Genomic DNA, 22,477 nt, shown 5'->3' with positions numbered 1-22,477 from the left:
GACAGGGTATAGCAGCTTGAAAATAGAACTTCACCGCGTATTCCACATAAAAAATATTATACCTCTTTTTTGTCTCGCTGGCAAGGGGAGAAGGGGGTAAAAGTCCTCCTAGAGAAGCCTTTGGGTTAAGATTCCGGAGCAGGCACCAGATCGGGGCTGATGGAGTGCAGCCCCTGCTGGAGCCCCGCGGCGCTGATCATTCCAGGGGCGTAGAGCTGCAGATTTCCCTGGCTGTCGATAAAATAGGTGTGGGGGAAGCCGGTGACTCCGTAGGTCAGGATGCCCTGATAGTCGATATCGTAATATACAGGGAAGGAATACCCTGTCTCCATAAGAAAAGCCTCCGCCTTTTCTCGCGTCTCACCCTGCATGGCGTCCCCCACATTGACCATGACAAAATGGATCTCCTGACCGTACTGTTCAAAGGCCGCCTGAAAGTCCGGCATCTCCTCCTTGCAGGGAGGGCAGGTACTGGCCCAGAAGTTCAGCACCACCGGTTTGTCTCCAATCAGGTCGGACAAATCCAATAAATTCCCTTCCGGGTCCTCAAGGGGAAAGGAAGGAGCGGGGACGGGGCTGCTCTCCTGGGAGGAGGAAGCACTGTCCTCTACCGGGGGCAGGCCAGGGGATCTGCCCTGGGAAAGTTTGTTGTACAGCAATCCGGCTCCCGCGAGGAGCAGAACCAGGACGGCGGCCAGAATAAAAGTCTTTTTAGAACGTTTCATAGAATTCCCTCCCTATGCCAAAAAGGTCAGAAGCTGCCCCATGGTGCCAGTGGCCATCATTATACCAACCAAGACGAGGAGCAGGCCGGACAGTTTTGTAATAATTCCATAGTGGGCCTTGATCCAGCCGAAGGCGCTCTTTAGGGATTGGATGAGCAGGGCACTGGCCAGAAAAGGGATGCCAAGGCCGGCAGAATAACACAACAAGAGGAGGATACCCTGGAGGGCCGAGCCCTGCTGGGAGGCCAGCATAAGGGCGGAGCCTAGAAAGGCACCTACACAGGGAGTCCAGCCCACTGCGAAAATGAGCCCGAAGAGCAGAGCGGAGAGAAAGCCCATCTCATGGGTCTGGCTGAATCCCCGAGTACCCTTGAAGATATTAAGATTGAACAGACCAAGAAAGTTCAAACCAAAGAGAATGACCAGCAGGCCGCTGACGAGATTGACGGCCGTCTGGTATTGCCGAAGCAGGGCGCCGATGGAGCCAGCAAAAGCCCCCATAGCCACGAAAACTATGGTGAAGCCCAGGACGAAGCCGACGGCGTTTTTTAGTACCGTGCCCTGACTCTCATCTGGGTTGCCCCCGGCGAAATAGGATAGGTAGATGGGCAGCATAGGCAATAGACATGGGGAGATGAAGGTGATAATACCCTCCAAAAAGGTGATGAAATAGGTCATAGGGCCCTCCTATTATTTTATATAGATATATCGGCTTCAGGGATTAAGGGTAAAGCATGGAACACAGGCTGTCAAGGCGGAGATATTGCCTTTAATATACTAAGAGATGGAGAGGCAGTTCTGTGACCGAGTTACAAGGACTCTTGTTTTTTTCAGAGAAAACAGCTATCATTGAGTCAAAAGAAAAGGAGGGGTGCCCATGACTGGATACTGTTTGGAAGAACTGGCGTTTTGGGATAAGCTCTCTGACCAGGAGCGGGAGCGGGTAAGGGCAGCCGCCTATGAGGCGGATTATGAGCCGGGGCAGATGATCTGGTCTGGGGAGCGGGACTGTCTGGGATTGCTGTTGATCCGATCAGGCGTCGTGCGGCTGTTCCTCTTGTCCGAGGATGGGCGGGAAGCTACTATCTCTCGTATTTCCGGGGGGCAAGTCTGTATCATGACGGCCTCCTGTACTATGTCTGTGTCCTCCTTCAATGTCCAGGTCCAGGCCGAGGGCAGGGTGGAGGCGGTGGTCATTCCTGCGGTGTGTCTGTCAACGCTGGTGCGGGATAACCTGTATGTGGAAAATTTCCTGTACCGGGGTGCCACCCAGCATTTTTCCCAGGTGCTCACTGCTGTGGAGCAGATGCTGTTCCGCACATTGGAGCAGCGGCTGGCGGCCTACTTGCTGGAGGAGTGTGAGCGGCTGGGGACCGATACCTTGAAGGTTACCCAGGAGCAGATGGCCCAGGCCATTGGTAGCGCCCGGGAGGCGGTGACCCGAACGCTGAAGAAGCTGGCCGCCTCCGGGGCTGTGGAATTGTTTCGGGGTGGTGTAAAGCTGACAGATAAGAATGATCTGGAGCGCAGACTGTGAAGAAAAGGAGCGCCGGGTAGGTTCCTGGCGCTCCTTCATATATCATGATCAATATTTGTCCCACCTCGTGTATTTGAATCTCCGTAGAATGAAAGCGGCTTTGGTCCGCTGAAACTGGAGCCCAGCACGATGGGGCGGCGCAGGCTCATTTCCGCCGAGCATTTTAAACATCTCAGGTATCTATAAAAATAACCACACCGTTAGGTGTGGTTATTTTTATGGAGGTGCCACCCAGATTTGAACTGGGGAGTGGAGCTTTTGCAGAGCTCTGCCTTACCACTTGGCTATGGCACCTTATTTAAAGATGGAGCAAAGAGGTCTTTGCTCCATCTAACTGGAGCGAGTGACGAGGCTCGAACTCGCTACCTCCACCTTGGCAAGGTGGCGCTCTACCAGATGAGCTACACTCGCGTTTTGGATCCCCCGCAAAGTTTCCTATGCGGGGGATGGTGCCTCCGGTCGGAATCGAACCAACGACACGAGGATTTTCAGTCCTCTGCTCTACCAACTGAGCTACAGAGGCAAATGGCGACTCGGAAGGGACTTGAACCCTCGACCTCCGGCGTGACAGGCCGGCGTTCTAACCAACTGAACTACCGAGCCAGGTAGTCCGAAGAAATGGACCATCAGGAAAAAGTGGTGGGAACAACAGGGCTCGAACCTGTGACCCCATGCTTGTAAGGCATGTGCTCTACCAGCTGAGCTATGCTCCCCACTGTGCTCGCTCTTGCGACGGCTTGCTTATTATACTAAACTGTTTCCCGCTTGTCAACAGGGAAATGCAAAATTTTGGCGTAAAAATTTTCGGGTCCATTTTTTTACGCTCTGGGCAAAATAAACCGTCTTTTCTGATGCAGATCTGAGAGCCTTGACAGGCCAGGAGCATGACAGCTATAATGATAAAACGATAGAGTTAAATCGAGAGCCGGCGTTCCAGTCCGGCATATCGTGAGGAGGTTCCAGGAAATGAGCAGCCAAGTGAAGCGCATCGGCGTACTGACCAGCGGCGGCGATGCCCCTGGCATGAACGCCGCGGTTCGTGGAGTGGTCCGCACCGCTGTGAACCAGGGGATTGAGTGTGTTGGCATTCGCCGGGGCTGGAGCGGCCTGATCAACAGCGACTTTGTGCAGTTGAGCGGTTCCAGTGTCAGCCATATTATTGACAAGGGCGGAACTATGCTCTATACGGCCCGCAGTCTGGAGTTTATGCAGCATGAGGGCCGGGAGAAAGCCATCGCCACCTGCAAGCTGTTGGGGTTGGACGGCATTGTAGCCATCGGAGGGGACGGTACCTTCCGAGGGGCACTGGCCCTGTCACGGCAGATAGCGGAATCTGGCCACAAGCTGGAGGTGGTGGGCATCCCTGCTACCATCGACAACGATATCGGCTGTTCCCACTATACCATTGGATTTGATACTGCCTGTAACACCGCCATCGAGTGTATCGATAAGCTGCGGGATACCATGCAGTCCCATGAGCGTTGCTCTGTGGTAGAGGTCATGGGCCGCCACGCCGGTTACCTGGCGCTCTATGTAGGCATCGCTGTGGGCGCTACCGCTGTCCTGATTCCCGAACGGACGGTAGATTTTGAGCGGGATGTAGTAGAGAAGATCCGCAGGGCGCGTCTGGCTGGCTCCACCCACTACATGGTGGTGGTAGCCGAAGGGGCGGGCAGCGCTATTGAGATCGGCAAACGCATCCATGAGGAGGTGGGGATCGATCCCCGTGTCACAGTGCTGGGGCACATCCAGCGGGGCGGCTCACCTTCCGCACGGGACCGGGAGACTGCCAGCCGCATGGGATACGAGGCAGTCATGGCGCTGGCCCAGGGACGTGGGAACCGGATTATCGCCACCCGGGACGGCCGTATCGTGGACTTGGATATGGAGGAGGCCCTGGCGATGACCAAAGAGTTTGATATGGACCGCTACGATGTGCTGGAGGCCCTGACCAACATCGGAAACTAAACTGCGGCGGAGAAAAGGCCTCGGAGCGGTCGGCTTCCGGGGCCTTTTTCCTTGTGTGATAGACGGAAATTTAGTATAATAAATGAGAGAGAATCTTCGGGCAGATCCGGGGAGGGGAGGAAAGATCGATGAAGATCGTAGTCGTAGACGGCCAGGGGGGCCGCCTGGGCAAGCTGCTAGTGGAGGGGGTCAAGTCCCGCGTCCCCCAGGCGGAAGTATATGCCTTGGGGACCAACAGTATCGCCACCTCTACCATGCTAAAGGCGGGGGCGGACCACGGCGCCACGGGAGAGAATCCGGTCCTGCGGGGCGTAGAAGACGCGGACGCGATTCTGGGCCCAGTAGGCATCGTGGTGGCAAACGCCATCCTGGGGGAAGTGACTCCGGCTATGGCACAGGCCGTGGGCAGTTGTAGGGCAAAGAAGTTCCTGGTCCCCATGAACAGCTGCGGGGTCCTGGTGGCCGGGGTGAGGGAACAGGCGCTCCCGGTCTATGTGGCCCAGGCAATCGACCAGATGATGGCGGAATTGGAAGGATGAAGGATGGAACGGCGTGAGATAAGCGGGCTGGAGCCCTCTCTGTTGGGCTACGGCGGGATGCGCTATCCCCTGGATCGAGAGACAAAAAAGATCGACCGGGAAAAGGCGGCAGGCCTGATCCGGAGGGCTATGGAGGCGGGTATCAACTATTACGATACCGCCTGGACTTACCACGAGGGAGAGAGCGAATCCTTTTTAGGGCAGGCCCTGAAGGAGTACCCCAGGGAGAGCTACTACCTGGCCACAAAGCTGCCCTGCTGGCTGGTGGACAGTCGGGAGAAGGCGGAGGAGCTCTTTCATACCCAGCTGGAACGGCTGGACAGGGACTATGTGGACTTCTATCTGCTCCACAGCCTGAGCCGCCGTACCTGGACAAAAATGGTGGAACTGAAAATTCCCTCACTGCTGGAGGAGTACCAGCGCCAGGGAAAAATCAGAAAACTGGGATTTTCCTTTCACGACGACTATGAGGTGTTTGAGGAGATACTCCGGTTCCGGCACTGGGACTTTTGTCAGATCCAGCTCAATTACATGGACACAGAGCACCAAGCCGGCCTGAAAGGGCTGGAGTTGGCCAGAGGTCTGGGGGTCCCGGTGGTGGTGATGGAGCCGGTGAAGGGCGGCTTGCTGGCCAAGCTGCCGGAGGAGGTGGCCGCTCCGCTCCGAGTGCTGGACCCGGAGGCCTCTGATGCGTCTTGGGCTCTGCGCTGGGTGGCCAGCCGACCCGGCGCAGCTGTTCTGCTCAGTGGAATGACCACTATGGAGCAGCTAGAGGACAACCTGGCCACCCTGGGGCAATTTCGGCCCTTGTGTCCTGAGGAGGAGGCTGGAGTGGATGAGACCACCCTGCTGCTGAAACAGCGGGTAAAGAACGGCTGTACTGGCTGCCGCTACTGCATGCCCTGCCCTGCTGGCGTGGATATCCCTGAGAGCTTCAGGATCTGGAACAGCATGGGGATGTATGAGAACCAGAGATTGACGCGCCGGTCCTGGAAAGGGCTGGGGGAGGGGGCACGTCCCGCCAACTGCGTGGGCTGTGGCCGCTGTGAGGAGCTGTGTCCCCAGCATATCTCTATTCGGCGGGATCTGGTACAGGTTACCGCCCAAGTGGAGGAATTTATCGAAAAGTAAAAAGCTGCCGGTCTTTCTTCTGAAAGGACCGGCAGCTTTTTATTGCCCGGAACAGTGGATCTGGCAGCAGTCTTTCACATGACAGGCCTGGAAATAGTGGTCCTCCAGAGGGATCCAGAGGTTCAAAAAACGATCTACGCAGCCGGGGTCCCGCCGTTCCAGACGGGTCCGGCGGACCCCCCAGGGGGCCTCTACCCACACCCGAAGCTGGTAGCGGTCCCGTAGGCTGGGGTGCAGAGAGTAGCTTCCCTCTACCACAGTGAGGGGGCCTGGCTCCACAGGGACAGCCGGGCCAAAGCAGCCGGACCGGCACTGCCAGGGCCGGTATACCGCAGTTTGGCCATGGCAGAGAGGGGAGAGAACCTCGCGGTCAAACCGCTCATGGTCCACATTTTCTCCCGGCTTGGCCAGACGCTCCGGCGTCCTGTCCTGAGGCAGTAAAAAGAAGTCGTCCATATGGAGCAGGGGACAGCAGTAGAGCTCTGCCAGAGCGGCACCTAGGGTAGACTTGCCAGAGGCGCAGGGGCCGTCGATGGCGACAAGGACGGGCTGCCCCTGGGTAAGCAACTGGTCTACAGCGGCCAGGAGCGGTATTTGATTTACATAATATTGAGATACCACACGGTAAGCAGGGGAGTAGGTATCACAATAGGTCTTGCTGTGACTAAGCGCGGGACAGCCTTGGGCACGGTACTGGGCCAGATATTGCTTTGAACTCTCCTGGGAAAAGGGGAGGGCTTGGAGCAATTCTAAGTCCTGCTCCAACCCTGCCCGGTCAAGGACTGTCTTTCGGGCGGTGAGGACAAAAAGGCGATTCAATGTTTTGATGGATAGCTTTATCCCTTTACAGGCACTTAGCGACAGCCTGCACAGGCCGTTTCCAAGGGGCTCGGACAGAGGAGAGCTTGGATCGGCCGGCAGCCGGGCCCACTCCTCCGCCAGCCGGTCTAGGGCCGCCCTCTCGTCGGAGATGAGATGCCCTGGTCCCATATGGCTCTGATAGATAAATTTTATGGCGTCCCGAACCTCCATGGCCGGATGGTTGTCATAATGCTCCTTCAGGAGCTCCGCCAGATCAGACATGGCTCAACCCTCTTGGGGGATCAGATTGGCTCGCTGAAGGGCCAGAACGATGATGGGGATGGCCACCAGTTGGAGGATGATGCCGGGGATGGCGTTGGTAAAGGCACCGGCGACAAAGGCGGAGAAGGGAAATTCCGTACCGCTGGAGGTGAGCAGGGCGAGCTGGACCACGCCCCAGACTACCCGGCCGATAAGCATGGCGGAGATGAGAGAGGCATAGATGCCGCCCAGAGTCTTGGGCAGACGCCGGTACAGGAAGCCGGACACAAAGCCGTAGACCGCCATCTCAACGGCCATGGAGATGGCGGTAGGGAACGGCGGCGGCATACCGAGGATAGCGGAGCGCATCAAGGGCGCGATAAAGCCCACCGCTGCGCCCCAGGGGCCGCCGCACAAGTAGCCGCACAGGATGGTTGGCAGATGCATAGGCAGCAGCATATTACCGATCTGGGGGATGTTTCCGGTAAAGTTGGGAAGGATGTAGGCCAGGGCGAGCATTAGGGCGGCGATGACCATACGCTTGATGGAAGTGCTGTTTTTGGTCGTTGTCATAAATGTTCTCCTTTACATACAGATGAAAAAATACCGGGAAGGCCCCCGCCCTTCTGGGCAGGAGATACCTTCACGGTATTGATTTTCAGAAGATATGGAACTATGGGCGCGGACGCCGGCTTCCTGCCGACATTGATTGAATTATAGCATAGGCTGCCCTAAGAGGTCAACCCCCTGGGGTTCCCTTTTAGTAATTGCCTTTGCCGCCGTTCCATTTCCACTCCCGTACCTCAGGCAGATCCTGACCATAGGTGGTGATATACTGCCGGTGTTCCACTAGCTTGTCCTTCATCTCCTGAATAAGATAGGAGGCGCTGTTGCCAAGCTGAGGCAGCCGCTTCACCGTGTCCATCACCAGATGGAAGCGGTCGATGTCATTGCGCACCCGCATATCGAAGGGGGTGGTGATGGTGCCCTCCTCCTTGTAGCCACGGACGTGGAGCTTTTTGTTGTGCCGGCGGTAGGTCAGCTCGTGGACCAGGGTGGGATAGCCGTGGAAGGCAAAGATGATAGGGGCCTCAGTGGTGAACAGGGCGTCGTAGTCCTCGTCGGTCAGGCCGTGTGGGTGCTCGGTATGGGGCTGGAGCTTCATCAGGTCCACCACATTGATGACCCGGATTTTTAGGTCAGGGAGGTAATGGCGCAGGATGGTGACTGCGGCCAGAGTCTCCAGGGTGGGGGTGTCGCCGCAGCAGGCCAGCACAGCGTCCGGCTCGTAGCCCTGGTCGTTGGAGGCCCACTGCCAGATGCCGATGCCGTGGGTACAGTGCTTAATAGCCTCGTCCATATTCAACCACTGGGGCCGGGGCAGCTTTGAGGCCACCATTACGTTGATATAGTTCTTACTCTGGATACAGTGATCGAAGCAGGACAGCAGGCAGTTGGCGTCGGGGGGCAGATAGAGCCGAACCACATCGGCCTTTTTGTTGGCTACATGGTCCAGAAATCCGGGGTCCTGATGGGTGAAGCCATTATGGTCCTGCTGCCACACGTTGGAGGACAGCACATAGTTCAGCGAGGCGATGGACTGCCTCCAGGGGAGCTGCCGGGCCACCTTCAGCCACTTGGCGTGCTGGGATACCATAGAGTCCACTGTGCGGATGAATGCCTCGTAGCTGCTGAGAAAGCCGTGCCGTCCGGTGAGCAGATAGCCCTCCAGCCAGCCCTGACACAGGTGCTCGGACAGGGCAGCGTCCATGACACGGCCGTCATGGGACAGGTTCTCGTCCGACCTGGAGTCGATGGAGTCGGTCCAGCGGCGGCCGCTGGCCTGAAAGACCTGAGAGAGCCGATTGGAAGCGGCCTCGTCTGGAGCAAAGACACGGAAGTTCCGGTTTTCCAGATTCCGCTTCATCACGTCCCGGACATATCCTCCCAGCACATCCATGTCGGCGGCCTCCACCATGCCGGGCTGGGGGACGTCCAGGGTGTATTCCCGGAAGTCGGGCACCCGCAGATCCCGCAGCAGGAGTCCGCCGTTGGCGTGGGGATTGGCCCCCATGCGGCGCTCTCCCTGAGGGGCCAGTTCTCGAATAGCGGGGAGGAGAGAGCCGTTTTCATCAAAGAGCTCCTCCGGCTTATAGCTACGCAGCCAGCGTTCCAGCTCCTGGATACGGCCGGGCTGTCCATCATGGACAGGGATGGGAGCCATGTGGGCCCGCCAGCTGCCCTCCACCTGCTTACCGTCTACCTCTTTGGGGCCGGTCCAGCCCTTGGGGGAGCGCAGAACAATCATGGGCCAGCGGGGGCGGGAGGCATCACCTGAGGTGCGGGCGTACTCCTGGATACGCTGAATCTCACGGACTGCCCAGTCCAGGGCCGCGGCCATCTTCTGATGCATGGTCCTGGGTTCGCTCCCCTCTACAAAACGGGGTTCCCAGCCGCAGCCCTTGAAGAACATCTCCAGCTCCTCGTGGGAGATGCGGGAGAGGATGGTAGGGTTAGCCACTTTAAAGCCATTGAGGTGGAGAATAGGCAGGACAGCTCCATCGCTGATGGGATTGAGAAACTTGTTGGAGTGCCAGGCGGTAGCCAGAGGGCCGGTCTCCGCCTCGCCGTCGCCAACGACGCAGGCGGCGATCAAATCCGGGTTATCCATGACGGCGCCGAAGGCGTGAGACAGGGAGTAGCCCAGTTCTCCCCCCTCGTTGATGGAACCTGGGGTTTCAGGGGCTGTGTGGCAGGGGATGCCGCCGGGGAAAGAGAACTGGCGGAACAGCCGCTTCATTCCCTCGGTGTCCTGACTGATGTTGGGATAGACCTCGCTGTAGGAGCCGTCCAAGTAGTCTTGGGCTACCACGGCGTTCCCTCCGTGGCCGGGGCCGCAGATGTAGATCATGTTCAGCTCATACTTGACGATTGCGCGGTTGAGATGGGTATAGATAAAATTTTGGCCGGGGCAGGTGCCCCAGTGGCCCACGATGTTCTGCTTCAAATGGGCGGGCTTCAAAGGTTCCCGCAGGAGGGGGTTGTCCAGCAGATAGAGCTGGCAGGCGGACAGGTAGTTTGCGGCCCGCCACCAGGCGTCGATGGCGTGGAGCTGTTCCCGAGTGAGCGGGTCCTTTTTGGACATACGGGCGGGGGCCTTGACGGCCTTTTGTGTGTTGTCGGTGCGCTTTGGCATTGGCTTATCTCCTCCGCATAAGGGTTTTTCTATATCTTAAACCATATCGCCCAAACAATCAATGGGTAATCTCGGAAGTAAGCGGTAAAAATGAGAAGATAACGAGATTGTTAAGAGAGATCATAAAAAAGGGATGGCGTTAGAAGGGGTAAAAGCCAAAAGGAAGAACCGGAATATGAAGACGCGTCCCCCTCCCGTGTGGGAGAGGGACGCGTCTGGTCAACTGCGCTTGGAGCGGTTGATGGCGGACAGGATGGCCCGCAGGGGGGCCAGATTGATGTTGTGGGACAGGCCGATGCCCCAGTATTTCTTCCCAGTGCGCTGGTCCTGGAGCAGAATATAGGCCACGCCCTGGGAGTCAGAGCCGTCGGTGATGGCGTGGGAGGAGTAGTCCAGGAAGGTGAAGTGGGACATCTTCTCATCCTTGATGGCATTGAAGAAGGCGTCAATGGGGCCGTTGCCCTCGCCGGATACCTTAAAAATAGTATCGGTGTGCTGGAGGGTGCCCCAGAAGGCGACATGGGAATGACCTTCGCTATCAATGTTTTCCGCAAAGGCGTGCTTGAGCAGCTTGTAGGGCTCCTTGGCCTCGATGTACTCCTGCTGGAACAGCTCAAAGATACGCTCGGGGCTGATTTCCTTGCCCACAGCGTCGGTCTCCTTCTGGACCACGGCTCCGAAGTCGGGGTGCATGGCCTTGGGCAGATCGAAGCCAAAGTTGTGCTCCATGATATAGGCCGCGCCTCCCTTACCGGACTGGGAGTTGATACGGATGACTGGTTCATACTCCCGGCCCACATCGGCTGGGTCGATGGGCAGGTAAGGGATCTCCCAGTAGTCGGAGTTGGACTCCTTCATATACTGGGTACCCTTGTTGATGGCATCCTGGTGGCTGCCGGAGAACGCGGTAAATACCAGTTTGCCCACATAGGGCTGCCGGTCGCCTACCGGCATCTTGGTGCACCGCTCATACATCTCACGGATCTTGTTGATGTTGGAGAAGTCCAGCTTGGGGTCGATGCCCTGAGTATACATATTCATGGCCAGGGTGACAATGTCTACGTTTCCAGTGCGCTCGCCGTTGCCGAACAGGGTGGCCTCCACCCGTTCGGCTCCGGCCAGCAGGCCCATCTCCGCTGTGGCCACGCCGCAGCCCCGGTCGTTGTGGGGATGGAGGGAGATGATGGCGCTGTCCCGGCTAGGGATCTTCTTGCAGAAATACTCCAGCATATCGGCAAACTGGTTGGGCATACAGTTTTCCACGGTAGTGGGCAGGTTCAGGATGACCTTATTTTCCGGGGTGGCGTGGAGACGCTCCAGCACAGCTTGGCAGATCTCCACCGCGTAGTCCATCTCAGTGCCCATGAAGGACTCAGGGGAGTATTCAAAGCGGAGGTCCATGCCCTCCCGGATGAGGGGCTGGGCCATCTCATAGATCAGGTCAGCGGCGTCAGTGGCGATTTTAGTGATGCCGTCAGTGTCCATATGGAATACCACCTTGCGCTGGAGGGTGGAGGTGGAGTTATAGAAGTGGAGGATGACGTGCTTGGCGCCGCGGATGGCCTCAAAGGTTTTTTTGATCAGGTGTTCACGGGCCTGGACCAGCACCTGGATGGTCACGTCGTCTGGGATGTGCCCTCCCTCGATCAGTTCCCGACAGATCTCATAGTCGGTTTCACTGGCGGAGGGGAAGCCAATCTCAATCTCCTTGATGCCAATGTCCAGCAGGGTGTGGAAATATTCCAGCTTTTCCTCCATATTCATGGGGTCTACCAGAGCCTGGTTTCCGTCCCGCAGGTCCACGGAGCACCACACGGGGGCTTTTGTGATGACCTTGTCCGGCCAGGTGCGGCCCACGATCTTCTGGGGCTGGAAGGGGATGTACTTTTTGTAGCCTGGGTTCATAATGAGTTCCTCCTTTTTGTTTGCTCCGCTGTAGTTGGCGGCGGAGCGGCCATCAGGGGATGAAAAAACGCCCCTGACTTTTAAAAGTCAGGGGCGTGTATTATAACCACGCGGTACCACCCTGGTTCAGCTGTGGGTCTCCCACACAGCCCTCATAGCCTCCAACAAGGCCGCGGCCGGTAACGGGGCCAGACGTTCCACCCTACTCGCTGGTTCAGATGGACTGCTCGGGGGCCAGTTATACACAGGCTGACTCACACCGGCTCGCACCGACCGCCGGCTCTCTGGGTGAGAGGGGCCTGCCTTTTTCCCCTTCATCGCATTTTCTTGCCCATCATTTTAGCCGAAGGAGGGCCCTTTGTCAAGAGATATTTTGGAGTGGGAGGGACTAAACTTTTTTGAAAAAAGTGGTTGCTTTTCCACAGAAACTATGCTATTATATCAGTTGCGTTTACGAGAATACCCTCCATGGAGAAAGAGGTGAACATACAATGAAGGAAGGCCTCCACCCTAATTATGAGCAGACCACCATCCGGTGCGCCTGCGGCAACGTGATCGAAACTGGTTCCACTAAGAAGGATATCCGCGTGGAAGTGTGCTCCAAGTGTCACCCCTTCTACACCGGCAAGCAGAAGATGGTAGACACCGGTGGCCGTGTCAGCCGCTTCAATAAGAAGTTTGGCCTGGCCAAGTAAGATCCCGCTTTCAAAAGCCGCACCGAGGAATCGGTGCGGCTTTTTGCGTATCGCTGCAAAAAAGACGGGTCAGCCGCATACCCTATTTAATGGTCCTGTATGATATTAAATTAAGGAGGACAATGTCATGTTCAAGAAAATCGCGCCTAAGGAACTGAAAGAAAATCCCTTCTCACTGATCGGGGACAAATGGATGCTGATCACCGCTGGAACAGAGGAGCGGTGCAATACGATGACCGCCTCTTGGGGCGGGCTGGGTGTCATCTGGGGGGCGCCCGCGGCCACCTGCTATATCCGGCCACAGCGGTATACCAAGGAGTTCATCGACCAAGAAGAATATTTCACCCTGACCTTTTTTGGGGAGGAGTACCGGAAGGCCCTATCCCTATGCGGTTCCAAGAGCGGACGGGATATCGATAAGGTAAAGGAATGCGGCTTTACAGTAAAAACCGCGGAATGTGGCGCTCCCTATTTCGAGCAGGCCGAACTGGTGCTGGTGTGCCGTAAGCGATTTGCCCAGGCACTGGACGCCAAAAACATCCCCCAGGAGATCCGGGAGAAGTGGTACCCGGAGAAGGATTACCACACCCTGTACATCGGGGAAATCGTGGAAGTTCTGCAAAAATAAGGCGGGGGCAGTCCCGCGCTGTGATTCGGAGGAAAAATGTCAGACAAACTTACGCAAGAAAAATTTGACCGGGCTGTGCTGGTGGGGCTGAACGCCTTCAGCATGTCCCAGGAGGAGAACGCCACCGAGGAGACGATGGAGGAGCTGGCCGCTCTGTTGGAGACTGCGGGGGGAGAGACCGTGGGTGTGGTCACCCAGTCCAAGGACAGCCCAGACCCCCGCACCTTTATCGGGGAGGGCAAGGTGGCCGAGGTAAAAGAGCTGGTCCAAGCCATGGATGCCAACATGGTCGTCTTTGATAACGCCCTTTCCCCCTCACAGCAGCGGGCCCTCACAGAGGACCTGGGAGTGGCGGTTCTGGACCGATCCGCCCTCATTCTCGACATCTTTGCCCAGCGGGCCAGAACCAAGGAGGGCCGCCTCCAGGTAGAACTGGCCCAGTACAAATATTTGCTGCCGCGGCTGCTTGGTATGTGGAAGCACCTGGAGCGCCAGGAGGGCGCCATCGGCACCCGTGGTCCCGGCGAGACCCAGTTGGAGAGCGACCGCCGGCATATCCGGAAAAAGATATCCAAGCTGGAGGGGGACTTGAAGGAGGTCCGCCGGGTACGAGCCACCCAGCGGGAGCGCCGCATCAAGAACGAGGTCCCGGTGGTGGCCATTGTAGGGTATACCAACGCGGGCAAGTCCACACTGCTCAACCACCTGACCGGGGCGGAAATCCCGGCAAACGACCGGCTCTTCGACACGTTGGACACCACTACCCGGACTCTGGAGATCTCTGACACCTGTACTGTACTGCTGTCCGACACGGTGGGCTTCATCCGTAAGCTGCCCCACCATCTGGTAGAGGCATTCAAGGCCACATTGGAGGAACTGGAGTATGCCGATTTGCTGCTCCACATCATCGATGCCTCGAACCCCCAGTGGAGGGAACAGGCCCAGGTGGTGGACCAACTGATCCATGAGCTGGGAGCGGACCAAACTCCGCGCGTCGAGGTATTCAACAAGTGCGACCTGTGGACGGGGGACATCCGGCCCCACGGGGAGGGCATTGTATCCATCTCTGCCAAGACCGGGGAGGGGGTGCCTGAGCTGCTGGCCGCCATAGGGAAGCGGCTGGACAACGGAGCCAGGCGGGTTACGATCCATCTGCCCTATGACCGGGGCGGACTGCTGGAAAAGCTATACCAGGACGCGAAGGTGGAGAACGTGGAGTATGGTGAGACCATCGACGTGGTGGCGGTCTGCACCCCCAAGGTCATCGGCCAGCTTGGCCCTCTGGTGGAGGGGTGGAAGACTCACAGAGAGCCCTGGGAGGAATGACGGTGGGCTTTGAGCTTCGGGAATGGCGTCCGGAGGACGCCCCCTCCATTACCCGGTACGCAGATGACCCCCAGGTGGCGGCCAATCTCCGGGACATATTTCCTGCCCCCTATCACCTGTCCGATGCACGGGAGTTTATCCAAAGCTGTATGGCGGCGGATGAGGGACAGGCTATCTTCCGAGCCATCTCTGTGAACGGGCAAGCAGTGGGCAGCATCGCCCTGACCAGAGGGACAGACGTATACCGCCTCTCCGCCGAGCTGGGCTACTGGCTGGGGCGGGAATTCTGGGGCCGAGGCATTATGCCGGCCGCTGTGGAGGAGCTGTGCCGCCTGGGCTTCCATCGCTGGGATATCGTTCGCATCTTTGCCGAGCCCTATGCCCATAACGCTGCCTCCCGGCGGGTGCTGGAGAAGGCAGGCTTCCATCTGGAGGGCGTGATGGCGCGGGGAGTAATCAAAAATGGACAGCTCCACGACTACTGTATGTACGCAAAGCTGAAATAAGGAGAGGCGGGACGGCCAGCGCCGTCCCGCTTATTTTGTAAAGATCCCGCTCAGGGAGAACAGGTCGTGGTCAGATATCGTATGGCGACACGAAGGAGAATGGCGTCTTCCAGCAGGGAGTCACAGCTTTCGGAAAAGTCTTCCAGCCATGCGCTGCGGTTTCCATACTATCACCTTAAATCGAGCAAGAGCTGTAAGCTCTTGTTTCAAAAAGAATAGCTATCAGCTATACTATAATTTAAAGCAGGTGATTGCAATGAAGGATTATCGTAAGATTATGAGAGCAAAGCGAGAAGCAAAAGGCCTGAGCCAGCATAAACTGGCCCAGCAGCTTGGGATTACGCAAACATTTTTGAGTGAAATAGAGAGAGGCCGTAAAAATCCTTCTCTGGAACAGTTCTTCCGCATCTGCGAGGCGCTGGACATCCAGCTGTTTCCCGAGGAGGAATAGGGTGCCCCGCCCGGCGGGCTGGTCAAACGCATACTATCTGCACTGAGGTGACTATATGATCGAATACTATATTCCTACCCAGCACAGCCAGACAGAACTGGTAGAGAAGCGATCCCGGTTTATCGGCCAGGTGTGGCGGGTGTCCTCTGAGGAGGAGGCCAGGGCCCGGATTGAGGAGACCAAAAAGAAGCGCTATGACGCCCGGCACAACTGCTGGTGCTACCGGCTGCGGGAGGGGGGCGTGGAGCGATACTCCGACGACGGCGAGCCCCAGGGCACGGCGGGCCAGCCCATGCTCAATGTATTCCAACGGGAGAACGTCAATGATGTGGTGTGTGTGGTCACCCGGTACTTTGGTGGGATCCTCCTGGGGGCTGGGGGGCTGGTTCGGGCCTATTCCGCCGCCGCCAAGGACGCCCTGGATGGGGCGGGGATCTCGGTGGTCCGCCGGTGGGTGGCCATGGAGGTCCCCTGCACCTATGCCCAGTTTGAGGGGATGCGCCGGGAGATCGGCTCCTTCGGCGGCGTGGTGGAAGCTGTGGACTATGGGGTGGACGTCGTGCTGTCTGCCCTCTTGCCCGAGGAGCGGGCGGAGGACTTTGCCGCCCACATCCTGGACGTGTCCGCCGGCACCGTGGAGGCGCTGGAGGCCGGAGAAGCGTTTAAGGATGTCCCCTGGAGGCTTCCCACGGCGGATGAGAGCTGAGTGCTGCTCAGAAAAAAGCCTCGCATTCTTTCGCGCCGGAAGGCGCGAAAGAATGATAATCTGTTTTTTTCGGCAGCGTGTACGTCGGAAAAAACACTTCAAAGGCCGCCCATGGGCGGCCTTTTCTGATGCGGTGCAGTGTTTCTTTGTAACAAAAGGGCCTCGTCGATAGTCTTATAGTTAAAAACAGAAGGGGGAGGGAGAAACGGTTGAGCTGGGAAGATTACCGGGAGTTTGAATTGGTCTATCGGGAAAACGCAAGGCTGGTATATCGCTTTCTTGTCAGCCGTGGATGCCCTCCACAAGAGGCGGAGGACCTAACTCAGGATACCTTTGTTAAGGCTCTGCTTCATATCCACCGCTTCAAAGGGGAGTGCAGGCTGTCTGTCTGGCTGTGCCAGATCGCAAAAAATACCTGGCTGACCCATGAGACGCGGAGGCGGCGGGAGCCGTTTCCAGTGTGTCAGGAGCGCGGAGCGTGGGATAGCTCCCTCTGGGAATGGCTGGATCTGGTAGAGCGCCTGGAGGAGCCATACCGTTCTGTCTTTGTAGCTAAGGCCCTGGAGGAGCGCCCCTATGAGGAGCTTTCTGCTCAATACGGGAAGAGTGAGAGCTGGGCCCGTGTGACCTATCACCGGGCCAGGGAAAAATTAAGAGCCATGATAGAGGAGGGAGAAAAATGAAAAACAACTGTGATATCGTCCGTGACCTGCTGCCCCTGTATGTGGACGGGGTATGCAGTCAGGAAAGCGCCAAACTGGTGGAGGAGCACCTGACAGACTGTCAGAGCTGCCGGGAATTGCTGGACAAGCTGAGAGGGGAGGAGGAAATTATCCCCGGCTCCCCCTCCGCTGCCCCGCCGGAGGACGGCGCCAAGGTGCTGGAGCGGACAGCAAGGACGGTGGGCTTTCATGTGGTGCGGGCATTAGTCGGCATTTTTGCCATCGTTATGATCTGGATGGTGTACCTCTGGCAGGAGGGAATGGCGGGTCAGGGGAATTACCGATATGTGTCCTACGGCCTTCATGAGATATTTAACCTGGTGATCCTGATTACTGTGGCGGCCACCTGGATATGGATGATCGCGGTGCTATGGCGTATAGTACGGCAAAAACGCTGGCGGCGGTATTGGGCTCTGGCGCTGACCCTGGCGCTACTGGCAGGGGCACAGATCGCCTACTTTGTTTGGATGTCCGGATATACCGCCCATACGGGCGTGGCACAGGTCCTGGAGGTAACTGATCAGACACACGTGGTAGTTCAGATCGGGGAGGAGATTTGGGAGATGGAAACCGTTCCGATTTTGTCTGATCTGCTGGAGGAGGATGGAACCGTGTATATGATCGATTACTATACTCGGACCGACCGGCCGGGATGGGCCTATCTAAACTATGTCTGGGATATCGTGATAAACGGCCAGGGAGAGCACACAGATGGATAGAGGACTAAAAAAGTCAGCCGCCCGTATGGGCGGCTGACTTTCTATTTGCCATATTCCATTACACAGCGCGGGTGACCTTACCGGAACGGAGGCATCTGGTGCAGACGTACACGTGAGTGGGAGTGCCCTTCACGATCGCCTTCACGCGCTTCACGTTGGGCTTCCAGGTGCGGTTGGAACGACGATGGGAGTGGGAGACCTGGATGCCGAAGGTGACGCCCTTGTCGCAGAATTCGCATTTGGCCATGTTGCTTACCTCCTCGCTATGAGAATCGCTTTCCAAAAAGCTTCGACTGATATCATAACAGATATTCCGGCAGAATGCAAGCACTTTTTTCAAAAACTGGCCACGAAAAAATTTTAGAAAGAGGGGCGGTGCGCTTGCGTCCCAGTCGCTTTTCGTCTATACTGAAAAATAAGGAAGATCAAGGGGGGTTAGCCCCATTGATAACGCAGTGAAAGGAGTGTGTCCCAATGGCGGAAGGAATAAGCAGTGTCCGGCTGGGAGATATTATCCAGGAATTTGGTCTGGAGGTGCTGAACAAAGGAACAAACTATGAGAACGTCCCACTCCGGACGGTGGACGTGAACCGTCCCGGTCTGCCGCTGACTGGATTTTTTGAGCATTTTGATACCGCGCGGCTGCTGCTCATCGGTCTGACGGAGTACACCTATTTGGAGACACTGGAGCCGGAGAAGCGGAGAGAACGCTTTGAGGCGCTGCTGTCTTACCCGGTCCCCGGCCTGATCGTCACTCGTGGGATGGAGCCCTTCCCTGAGTGTATGGAGATGGCGGAAAAGTACGACCGCACGGTGCTGCGCACCAAGGCACAGACCTCCGCCTTCATGAGCAACCTGATCGGCAGCCTATGTGACCGCCTGGCCCCCAAGATCACTCGGTCCGGAGTCATGATGGAGGTATATGGAGAGGGTGTTCTGTTCCAGGGGGAGTCGGGCGTGGGTAAGAGCGAGGTAGCTATCGAGCTGATCAAGCGCGGCCACCGCCTGGTGGCGGACGACGCGGTGGAGATCCGCCTGACGAACCACGGAACTGTGGAGGCAACTGCTCCCGAACTGATCCGGCACTACATGGAGCTGCGGGGCATCGGAGTCATCGACGTGCGCCGGCTATTCGGTATGGGAGCTATCAAGGACAAGCAGCAGATCGATCTGGTCATCGACCTGGAGCCCTGGGACGACCATGCGGTCTACGACCGGCTGGGGCTGGATACCGTGCAGACGGATATTTTGGGGGTCAAGGTGCCGGAGGCCACTATCCCGGTGAAGCCCGGCCGGAACCTGGCCAGTATTGTCGAGGTAGCGGCCATGAACAACCGCAACCGCAAGATGGGCCACAATGCCGCTCTGGAGCTGACCAACCGGATGGACCGGCACTTCGAAAAGCTGATGGAAGAGGGAGATCTGTGACCATGTACTATGTGGGTATCGATGTAGGAGGGACCAACCTGGTCGCCGGTCTGGTGGACCGGGAGGGCAGTATCCTGAGGAAAGCCGGGGTGCCGGTGGACAAGTCCCTAGATGGCGCGGGGCTGTGTCGCCAGCTGGTCCGGCTGGCCGTAGAGGTATGCCGGGAGGAGGGGGTGGCCCTGGATCAGATCCAAGCTGTGGGAGCCGGCTTTCCGGGCCTGGTGGACAACAGGACCGGCGTGGTGGTCCAGACCGCCAATATGCCCTTCCGGGATACGCCGGTGCGTCAGTTGTTCCAGCAGGAGTGGGATGTGCCGTTCTTTTTGGGCAACGACGCCAACTGTGCGGCCATCGGTGAGTACTGGGCCGGCGCCGCGAAAGGCTGTGATCCGGCAGTGGTGGTCACCCTGGGCACAGGAATCGGCAGCGGTATGGTGGCGGGAGGCAGGCTGTTTACCGGGTATGCCAATTCGGGCATGGAGGCGGGCCACATGATTATCCAGCCCGGCGGTGTCCCCTGCGGCTGCAGCAATCACGGCTGCTGGGAGCAGTATGGCTCGGCCACCGCCCTCATTCGGATGACCCGCCAGGCGATGGAGCAGGACCGGCACAGTGTTCTGTGGGAGCTATGCGGCGGCGATCTCTCCAAGGTCCAGGGGCGGACCGCCTTCCAGGGGGCCAGACAGGGGGACGGCGCCGCCCTTCGGGTGCTGGAGAATTACCGCCAGGGGCTGTCCATAGGTCTAATCGATCTGGTCAATATCTTACAGCCCCAGATCATCTGTCTGGGCGGTGGCATCAGCAACGCGGACGACGATCTGCTGCTGACTCCCCTGCGGGAGCTGGTAAAGAAGGGCTCCTATGACAAATCCATGCCCACCCGGCTGGAGCGGGCCGCACTGGGCAACGACGCCGGAGTGGTAGGGGCCGCTCTGCTGTGCGACATGATATAAAATTTTAATAAAAAAAGTCCGAACCAGATCCCACAGATTTCGTCTAGAGAATTAGAGGACGCGGAAGGCTTCCCCCTTGGTGGGAAGTGACGCGCGAAAGAGTCGAGACGAAATGAAAAAGGGGGATCTGTTATGAGAGGAAAAAAGACACTGGCCGCGGGGCTGACTCTGCTGTTTTTGCTGCTGGCAGGCTGTGGCAGCGGAAACAATGGCAAGGACTCTGGGGCCGCTGCGGGAAACACGGCTTCCAGCGCGGACATATCTTCCGGCTGGGACATAGGCTTTGGCGGGGAGGCCGCTCCTATGGAGCCCAGCGCGGACGAACAGGGCACGGATAGCTCCGTCTATCAGAACGCAGGAGCCAAACTGGTCCGCCGGGCGGAGTTCAGCATCCAGACGGAGCAGTTCGACCAGACGGTCCAGGCCCTGGACCGTCTGGTGTCGGAGTGCGGGGGATATTTTGAAACCGCCGCTGTGCGCGGAGGGAGCTACCGGGATGCCAGTGCCAGCCGCTGGGGGGAGTACGTCGTCCGAGTGCCGGCAGAGCGGTACAGCGACTTTTTCAATAGCGCCGGGACACTGGGCTATATCACGGAGAGCAGCGAGAGCAGCGAGGACGTGGGGGAGCGGTACTATGACGCTGAGACCCGGTTGAAGACACAGCGGACCAAGCAGGAGCGCCTGCTTGCCCTGCTGGAGCAGGCGGACACCATGGAGGATATCATCTCTCTGGAGAATGCCCTGGGTGATGTGGAGTATCAGATCGAGCAGTTGTCCTCCACCCTGAACCGCTACGATGCGTTGATCAGCTACTCTACCTTTACCATCTATCTGCAAGAGGTAGGAAAGGTGGTCCAGGAGGTGGGGGAGAGCTCTACCCTCGGCCAGCGGATGACCGCCGGCTTCAAGGCCAGCTGCGAGGGCTTTGTCCGGGGCGCTCAGGAGCTGCTGGTGTGGATGTCCTACAACCTGGTGGTCCTAGTCATCTTGATTGCTGCCGCGGCCATGGGCGGATGGGCAGGTCTGAGAAAGTATAAGAAGTGGAAAACGGAGCAGTCTGAAAAGCAGGAACCGTAAAACCGGCCCCTCCCCACACAGGGAGGGGCCCATTTTTTGCGGCATTACGGAGTGGGACCCGTGAAAGGGGTACTGACCGAACAGAGGGGGGAGCCCGGAGAGGATATATTTCTGATTCTGCCTATTCTATTTGGAGAAAAAATTTGTTATAATAATTCGGTACATGATTTTATCCTGAGGATGCCAGGAGGCAATATGGATCGATTGGAACAGTTGTTGCGTAATTTAAGAGATCGCTGCCCTGAGCTGGAGCTGAGGACGGAGGAACCTATGTCTCGGCATACCACCTTTCGGATTGGCGGCCCGGCGGCCCTGATGGCCCTGCCCAGAACAGTAGGGGAGGCAAAGGCGGCGGTGAGGGCGGCCGGGGAGCTGGAAATCCGTCCCTTCTTTTTGGGCAACGGCTCCAACCTGCTGGTGCCGGATGAGGGCTACCGAGGATTTGTGGTGAAGCTGTGCGGCTTAGATCAGACCCAGGAGGTGAACCGCCGCCTGTGGGCGGAGAGTGGGATCTCACTGGCCCGTCTGGCCTGGGCGGCCCTGGGCCGGGGATTGGCCGGGCTGGAGTTCGCCCACGGCATACCGGGGTCCCTGGGGGGCGGTGTAATGATGAATGCCGGGGCCTATGGAGGTGAGCTGTCCCAGGTGGTCACTGCCGTCACCTATCTGGATGGGGAGGGAAACGAGCATACCATCCCCGCCGCCGGGTGTGAGTTTGGCTACCGCAGCAGCATCTTTGCTCGGCACCCCGACTGGCTTATCCTGAAGGCGGAGTTCTCTCTGCCCCAAGGGGAAGCGGAGGAGATCCGGGCGAAAATCGAGGAACTGGCCCGGCGACGCAGCGAGAAGCAGCCTCTGGAATACCCCAGCGCCGGCTCTATGTTCAAGCGCCCAACAGGCCACTTCGCTGCCGCCCTCATCGATCAGTGTGGGTTGAAGGGTGTGTGTGTGGGAGGCGCTCAGGTGTCGGAGAAGCACGCCGGTTTCGTCGTAAATCGGGGAGGCGCCACCTGCGCGGATGTGCTGGAGCTGGTAGAGCGGGTGAAGGCCCGTGTCCTGGCGGAAACTGGCGTAGCACTGGAGATGGAAGTGAAAGTCCTACGGTGACGGGAGGGTCCTGGCGACAAGCCGCTGGCTTATGCTCTAGGAATAGAGGTGTCCAGGTGCTTGCCCTAGGGGCCTGCCGCTCTACCCGGTGGAAGG

23 protein-coding genes, 5 tRNA genes and 1 other annotated feature are annotated in these 22,477 nt (G+C 57.9%); of the genes, 16 read left to right on the top strand and 12 right to left on the bottom strand.

What is annotated here, in order from left to right; genetic code table 11:
- Positions 1-125: 125 nt before the first annotated feature.
- Together ACEVJK_RS00260 and ACEVJK_RS00255 are read right to left on the bottom strand one after the other, a co-directional pair.
- Entirely contained in the window at positions 126-725 is a 600-nt protein-coding gene (locus tag ACEVJK_RS00260; protein ID WP_374739733.1) for a TlpA family protein disulfide reductase, read from the bottom strand.
- Positions 726-737: 12 nt separating this feature from the next.
- On the bottom strand, positions 738-1,403 hold the full coding sequence (locus tag ACEVJK_RS00255; protein ID WP_186852095.1) for a cytochrome c biogenesis CcdA family protein: 666 nt from the start codon (positions 1,401-1,403) through the stop codon (positions 738-740).
- A gap of 199 nt (positions 1,404-1,602) precedes the next feature.
- Here ACEVJK_RS00255 and ACEVJK_RS00250 point away from each other — a divergent pair, with 199 nt between their 5' ends.
- Complete coding sequence (locus tag ACEVJK_RS00250; protein ID WP_240287369.1) at positions 1,603-2,262, top strand: Crp/Fnr family transcriptional regulator; 660 nt, start codon at positions 1,603-1,605, stop codon at positions 2,260-2,262.
- Positions 2,263-2,481: 219 nt separating this feature from the next.
- On the opposite strand, the gene ACEVJK_RS00245 is transcribed toward ACEVJK_RS00250, so the two are convergent.
- The 5 genes from ACEVJK_RS00245 to ACEVJK_RS00225 form a co-directional block, all read right to left on the bottom strand.
- A tRNA-Cys gene (locus ACEVJK_RS00245) sits at positions 2,482-2,556 on the bottom strand.
- A 41-nt stretch (positions 2,557-2,597) separates the two neighbouring features.
- Positions 2,598-2,673, bottom strand: a tRNA-Gly gene (locus tag ACEVJK_RS00240).
- A gap of 36 nt (positions 2,674-2,709) precedes the next feature.
- A tRNA-Phe gene (locus ACEVJK_RS00235) sits at positions 2,710-2,785 on the bottom strand.
- Positions 2,786-2,788: 3 nt separating this feature from the next.
- A tRNA-Asp gene (locus ACEVJK_RS00230) sits at positions 2,789-2,865 on the bottom strand.
- A gap of 34 nt (positions 2,866-2,899) precedes the next feature.
- Positions 2,900-2,975 (bottom strand) — tRNA-Val (locus ACEVJK_RS00225).
- A gap of 253 nt (positions 2,976-3,228) precedes the next feature.
- On the opposite strand from ACEVJK_RS00225, the gene pfkA reads away from it, so the two are divergent.
- From pfkA to ACEVJK_RS00210, 3 genes are all read left to right on the top strand, one after another.
- Positions 3,229-4,230: a 6-phosphofructokinase gene (gene pfkA / locus ACEVJK_RS00220; protein ID WP_147572163.1), complete on the top strand. Its 1,002-nt coding sequence runs from the start codon at positions 3,229-3,231 to the stop codon at positions 4,228-4,230.
- A 128-nt stretch (positions 4,231-4,358) separates the two neighbouring features.
- Positions 4,359-4,769 carry a DUF3842 family protein gene (locus ACEVJK_RS00215; RefSeq protein ID WP_147572164.1) on the top strand — a complete coding sequence of 137 codons (411 nt, stop codon included), beginning with the start codon at positions 4,359-4,361 and terminating at the stop codon, positions 4,767-4,769.
- 3 nt (positions 4,770-4,772) lie between these two features.
- Positions 4,773-5,900 carry an aldo/keto reductase gene (locus ACEVJK_RS00210; RefSeq protein ID WP_374739732.1) on the top strand — a complete coding sequence of 376 codons (1,128 nt, stop codon included), beginning with the start codon at positions 4,773-4,775 and terminating at the stop codon, positions 5,898-5,900.
- A 39-nt stretch (positions 5,901-5,939) separates the two neighbouring features.
- Here the strand turns inward: ACEVJK_RS00210 and ACEVJK_RS00205 are convergent, their stop codons facing one another.
- The 4 genes from ACEVJK_RS00205 to leuA all read right to left on the bottom strand — a co-directional run bounded on the left by ACEVJK_RS00205 (position 5,940) and on the right by leuA (position 12,063).
- Positions 5,940-6,983 carry a uridine kinase gene (locus ACEVJK_RS00205; protein ID WP_374739731.1) on the bottom strand — a complete coding sequence of 348 codons (1,044 nt, stop codon included), beginning with the start codon at positions 6,981-6,983 and terminating at the stop codon, positions 5,940-5,942.
- 3 nt (positions 6,984-6,986) lie between these two features.
- The gene (locus tag ACEVJK_RS00200; RefSeq protein WP_374739730.1) at positions 6,987-7,535 is read right to left on the bottom strand and encodes an ECF transporter S component; all 549 of its coding nucleotides are present in this window, start codon (positions 7,533-7,535) and stop codon (positions 6,987-6,989) included.
- A 187-nt stretch (positions 7,536-7,722) separates the two neighbouring features.
- A complete protein-coding gene (locus tag ACEVJK_RS00195) occupies positions 7,723-10,107 on the bottom strand; it encodes a phosphoketolase (protein ID WP_240288887.1) in 2,385 nt (794 codons plus the stop codon).
- 270 nt (positions 10,108-10,377) lie between these two features.
- The gene (leuA, locus tag ACEVJK_RS00190) at positions 10,378-12,063 is read right to left on the bottom strand and encodes a 2-isopropylmalate synthase (protein ID WP_374739729.1); all 1,686 of its coding nucleotides are present in this window, start codon (positions 12,061-12,063) and stop codon (positions 10,378-10,380) included.
- Between the two features lie 86 nt (positions 12,064-12,149).
- Positions 12,150-12,390, bottom strand: a binding site (T-box leader).
- A gap of 164 nt (positions 12,391-12,554) precedes the next feature.
- On the opposite strand from leuA, the gene rpmE reads away from it, so the two are divergent.
- From rpmE to ACEVJK_RS00150, 8 genes are all read left to right on the top strand, one after another.
- Entirely contained in the window at positions 12,555-12,758 is a 204-nt protein-coding gene (gene rpmE, locus ACEVJK_RS00185) for a 50S ribosomal protein L31 (RefSeq protein WP_147572169.1), read from the top strand.
- Positions 12,759-12,885: 127 nt separating this feature from the next.
- Positions 12,886-13,386: a flavin reductase family protein gene (locus tag ACEVJK_RS00180; RefSeq protein WP_147572170.1), complete on the top strand. Its 501-nt coding sequence runs from the start codon at positions 12,886-12,888 to the stop codon at positions 13,384-13,386.
- Between the two features lie 36 nt (positions 13,387-13,422).
- Positions 13,423-14,712: a GTPase HflX gene (gene hflX, locus ACEVJK_RS00175; RefSeq protein ID WP_374739728.1), complete on the top strand. Its 1,290-nt coding sequence runs from the start codon at positions 13,423-13,425 to the stop codon at positions 14,710-14,712.
- Positions 14,709-15,218: a GNAT family N-acetyltransferase gene (locus ACEVJK_RS00170; RefSeq protein ID WP_374740024.1), complete on the top strand. Its 510-nt coding sequence runs from the start codon at positions 14,709-14,711 to the stop codon at positions 15,216-15,218. Before hflX ends, ACEVJK_RS00170 begins: the two co-directional genes overlap by 4 nt.
- 256 nt (positions 15,219-15,474) lie before the next feature.
- Complete coding sequence (locus ACEVJK_RS00165) at positions 15,475-15,669, top strand: helix-turn-helix domain-containing protein (RefSeq protein ID WP_147572299.1); 195 nt, start codon at positions 15,475-15,477, stop codon at positions 15,667-15,669.
- Between the two features lie 55 nt (positions 15,670-15,724).
- On the top strand, positions 15,725-16,375 hold the full coding sequence (locus ACEVJK_RS00160; protein ID WP_147572173.1) for a YigZ family protein: 651 nt from the start codon (positions 15,725-15,727) through the stop codon (positions 16,373-16,375).
- Positions 16,376-16,584: 209 nt separating this feature from the next.
- Complete coding sequence (locus ACEVJK_RS00155) at positions 16,585-17,058, top strand: RNA polymerase sigma factor (RefSeq protein ID WP_186852102.1); 474 nt, start codon at positions 16,585-16,587, stop codon at positions 17,056-17,058.
- Entirely contained in the window at positions 17,055-17,816 is a 762-nt protein-coding gene (locus ACEVJK_RS00150) for a zf-HC2 domain-containing protein (RefSeq protein WP_374739727.1), read from the top strand. The genes ACEVJK_RS00155 and ACEVJK_RS00150 overlap by 4 nt, the downstream gene beginning before the upstream one ends.
- Positions 17,817-17,874: 58 nt before the next feature.
- Here ACEVJK_RS00150 and rpmB read toward each other — a convergent pair whose 3' ends face one another.
- Positions 17,875-18,063, bottom strand: coding sequence for a 50S ribosomal protein L28 (gene rpmB / locus ACEVJK_RS00145; protein WP_087288054.1), 189 nt, complete (start codon positions 18,061-18,063; stop codon positions 17,875-17,877).
- Between the two features lie 227 nt (positions 18,064-18,290).
- Here rpmB and hprK point away from each other — a divergent pair, with 227 nt between their 5' ends.
- The 4 genes from hprK to murB all read left to right on the top strand — a co-directional run bounded on the left by hprK (position 18,291) and on the right by murB (position 22,381).
- Positions 18,291-19,244 carry an HPr(Ser) kinase/phosphatase gene (hprK, locus tag ACEVJK_RS00140; protein WP_147572176.1) on the top strand — a complete coding sequence of 318 codons (954 nt, stop codon included), beginning with the start codon at positions 18,291-18,293 and terminating at the stop codon, positions 19,242-19,244.
- 2 nt (positions 19,245-19,246) lie between these two features.
- The gene (locus ACEVJK_RS00135; RefSeq protein WP_374740022.1) at positions 19,247-20,197 is read left to right on the top strand and encodes an ROK family protein; all 951 of its coding nucleotides are present in this window, start codon (positions 19,247-19,249) and stop codon (positions 20,195-20,197) included.
- 132 nt (positions 20,198-20,329) lie between these two features.
- Positions 20,330-21,274, top strand: coding sequence for a DUF4349 domain-containing protein (locus ACEVJK_RS00130; protein WP_374739726.1), 945 nt, complete (start codon positions 20,330-20,332; stop codon positions 21,272-21,274).
- Between the two features lie 195 nt (positions 21,275-21,469).
- Complete coding sequence (gene murB / locus ACEVJK_RS00125; RefSeq protein WP_147572178.1) at positions 21,470-22,381, top strand: UDP-N-acetylmuramate dehydrogenase; 912 nt, start codon at positions 21,470-21,472, stop codon at positions 22,379-22,381.
- The last annotated feature ends 96 nt before the right edge of the window (positions 22,382-22,477 follow it).

Origin of the sequence: Flintibacter sp. P01028 (assembly GCF_041925235.1) — a bacterium.
In the GTDB taxonomy this organism is placed as follows: Bacteria; Bacillota; Clostridia; order Oscillospirales; family Oscillospiraceae; genus Lawsonibacter; species Lawsonibacter aceti.
This window is presented reverse-complemented; position numbering and strand designations above follow the sequence as displayed.

Excerpts from the sequence above, each read along its gene's own strand:
- ACEVJK_RS00165 (WP_147572299.1), top strand. The coding sequence starts at position 15,475 with ATGAAGGATTATCGTAAGATTATGAGAGCAAAGCGAGAAGCAAAAGGC.
- ACEVJK_RS00135 (WP_374740022.1), top strand. The coding sequence starts at position 19,247 with ATGTACTATGTGGGTATCGATGTAGGAGGGACCAACCTGGTCGCCGGT.
- ACEVJK_RS00210 (WP_374739732.1), top strand. The coding sequence starts at position 4,773 with ATGGAACGGCGTGAGATAAGCGGGCTGGAGCCCTCTCTGTTGGGCTAC.
- ACEVJK_RS00200 (WP_374739730.1), bottom strand. The coding sequence starts at position 7,535 with ATGACAACGACCAAAAACAGCACTTCCATCAAGCGTATGGTCATCGCC.
- ACEVJK_RS00205 (WP_374739731.1), bottom strand. The coding sequence starts at position 6,983 with ATGTCTGATCTGGCGGAGCTCCTGAAGGAGCATTATGACAACCATCCG.
- pfkA (WP_147572163.1), top strand. The coding sequence starts at position 3,229 with ATGAGCAGCCAAGTGAAGCGCATCGGCGTACTGACCAGCGGCGGCGAT.
- ACEVJK_RS00150 (WP_374739727.1), top strand. The coding sequence starts at position 17,055 with ATGAAAAACAACTGTGATATCGTCCGTGACCTGCTGCCCCTGTATGTG.
- hflX (WP_374739728.1), top strand. The coding sequence starts at position 13,423 with ATGTCAGACAAACTTACGCAAGAAAAATTTGACCGGGCTGTGCTGGTG.
- rpmB (WP_087288054.1), bottom strand. The coding sequence starts at position 18,063 with ATGGCCAAATGCGAATTCTGCGACAAGGGCGTCACCTTCGGCATCCAG.
- ACEVJK_RS00260 (WP_374739733.1), bottom strand. The coding sequence starts at position 725 with ATGAAACGTTCTAAAAAGACTTTTATTCTGGCCGCCGTCCTGGTTCTG.
- ACEVJK_RS00170 (WP_374740024.1), top strand. The coding sequence starts at position 14,709 with ATGACGGTGGGCTTTGAGCTTCGGGAATGGCGTCCGGAGGACGCCCCC.
- ACEVJK_RS00215 (WP_147572164.1), top strand. The coding sequence starts at position 4,359 with ATGAAGATCGTAGTCGTAGACGGCCAGGGGGGCCGCCTGGGCAAGCTG.
- hprK (WP_147572176.1), top strand. The coding sequence starts at position 18,291 with ATGGCGGAAGGAATAAGCAGTGTCCGGCTGGGAGATATTATCCAGGAA.
- ACEVJK_RS00180 (WP_147572170.1), top strand. The coding sequence starts at position 12,886 with ATGTTCAAGAAAATCGCGCCTAAGGAACTGAAAGAAAATCCCTTCTCA.
- ACEVJK_RS00250 (WP_240287369.1), top strand. The coding sequence starts at position 1,603 with ATGACTGGATACTGTTTGGAAGAACTGGCGTTTTGGGATAAGCTCTCT.
- ACEVJK_RS00195 (WP_240288887.1), bottom strand. The coding sequence starts at position 10,107 with ATGTCCAAAAAGGACCCGCTCACTCGGGAACAGCTCCACGCCATCGAC.
- murB (WP_147572178.1), top strand. The coding sequence starts at position 21,470 with ATGGATCGATTGGAACAGTTGTTGCGTAATTTAAGAGATCGCTGCCCT.
- ACEVJK_RS00130 (WP_374739726.1), top strand. The coding sequence starts at position 20,330 with ATGAGAGGAAAAAAGACACTGGCCGCGGGGCTGACTCTGCTGTTTTTG.
- rpmE (WP_147572169.1), top strand. The coding sequence starts at position 12,555 with ATGAAGGAAGGCCTCCACCCTAATTATGAGCAGACCACCATCCGGTGC.
- ACEVJK_RS00160 (WP_147572173.1), top strand. The coding sequence starts at position 15,725 with ATGATCGAATACTATATTCCTACCCAGCACAGCCAGACAGAACTGGTA.
- ACEVJK_RS00255 (WP_186852095.1), bottom strand. The coding sequence starts at position 1,403 with ATGACCTATTTCATCACCTTTTTGGAGGGTATTATCACCTTCATCTCC.
- leuA (WP_374739729.1), bottom strand. The coding sequence starts at position 12,063 with ATGAACCCAGGCTACAAAAAGTACATCCCCTTCCAGCCCCAGAAGATC.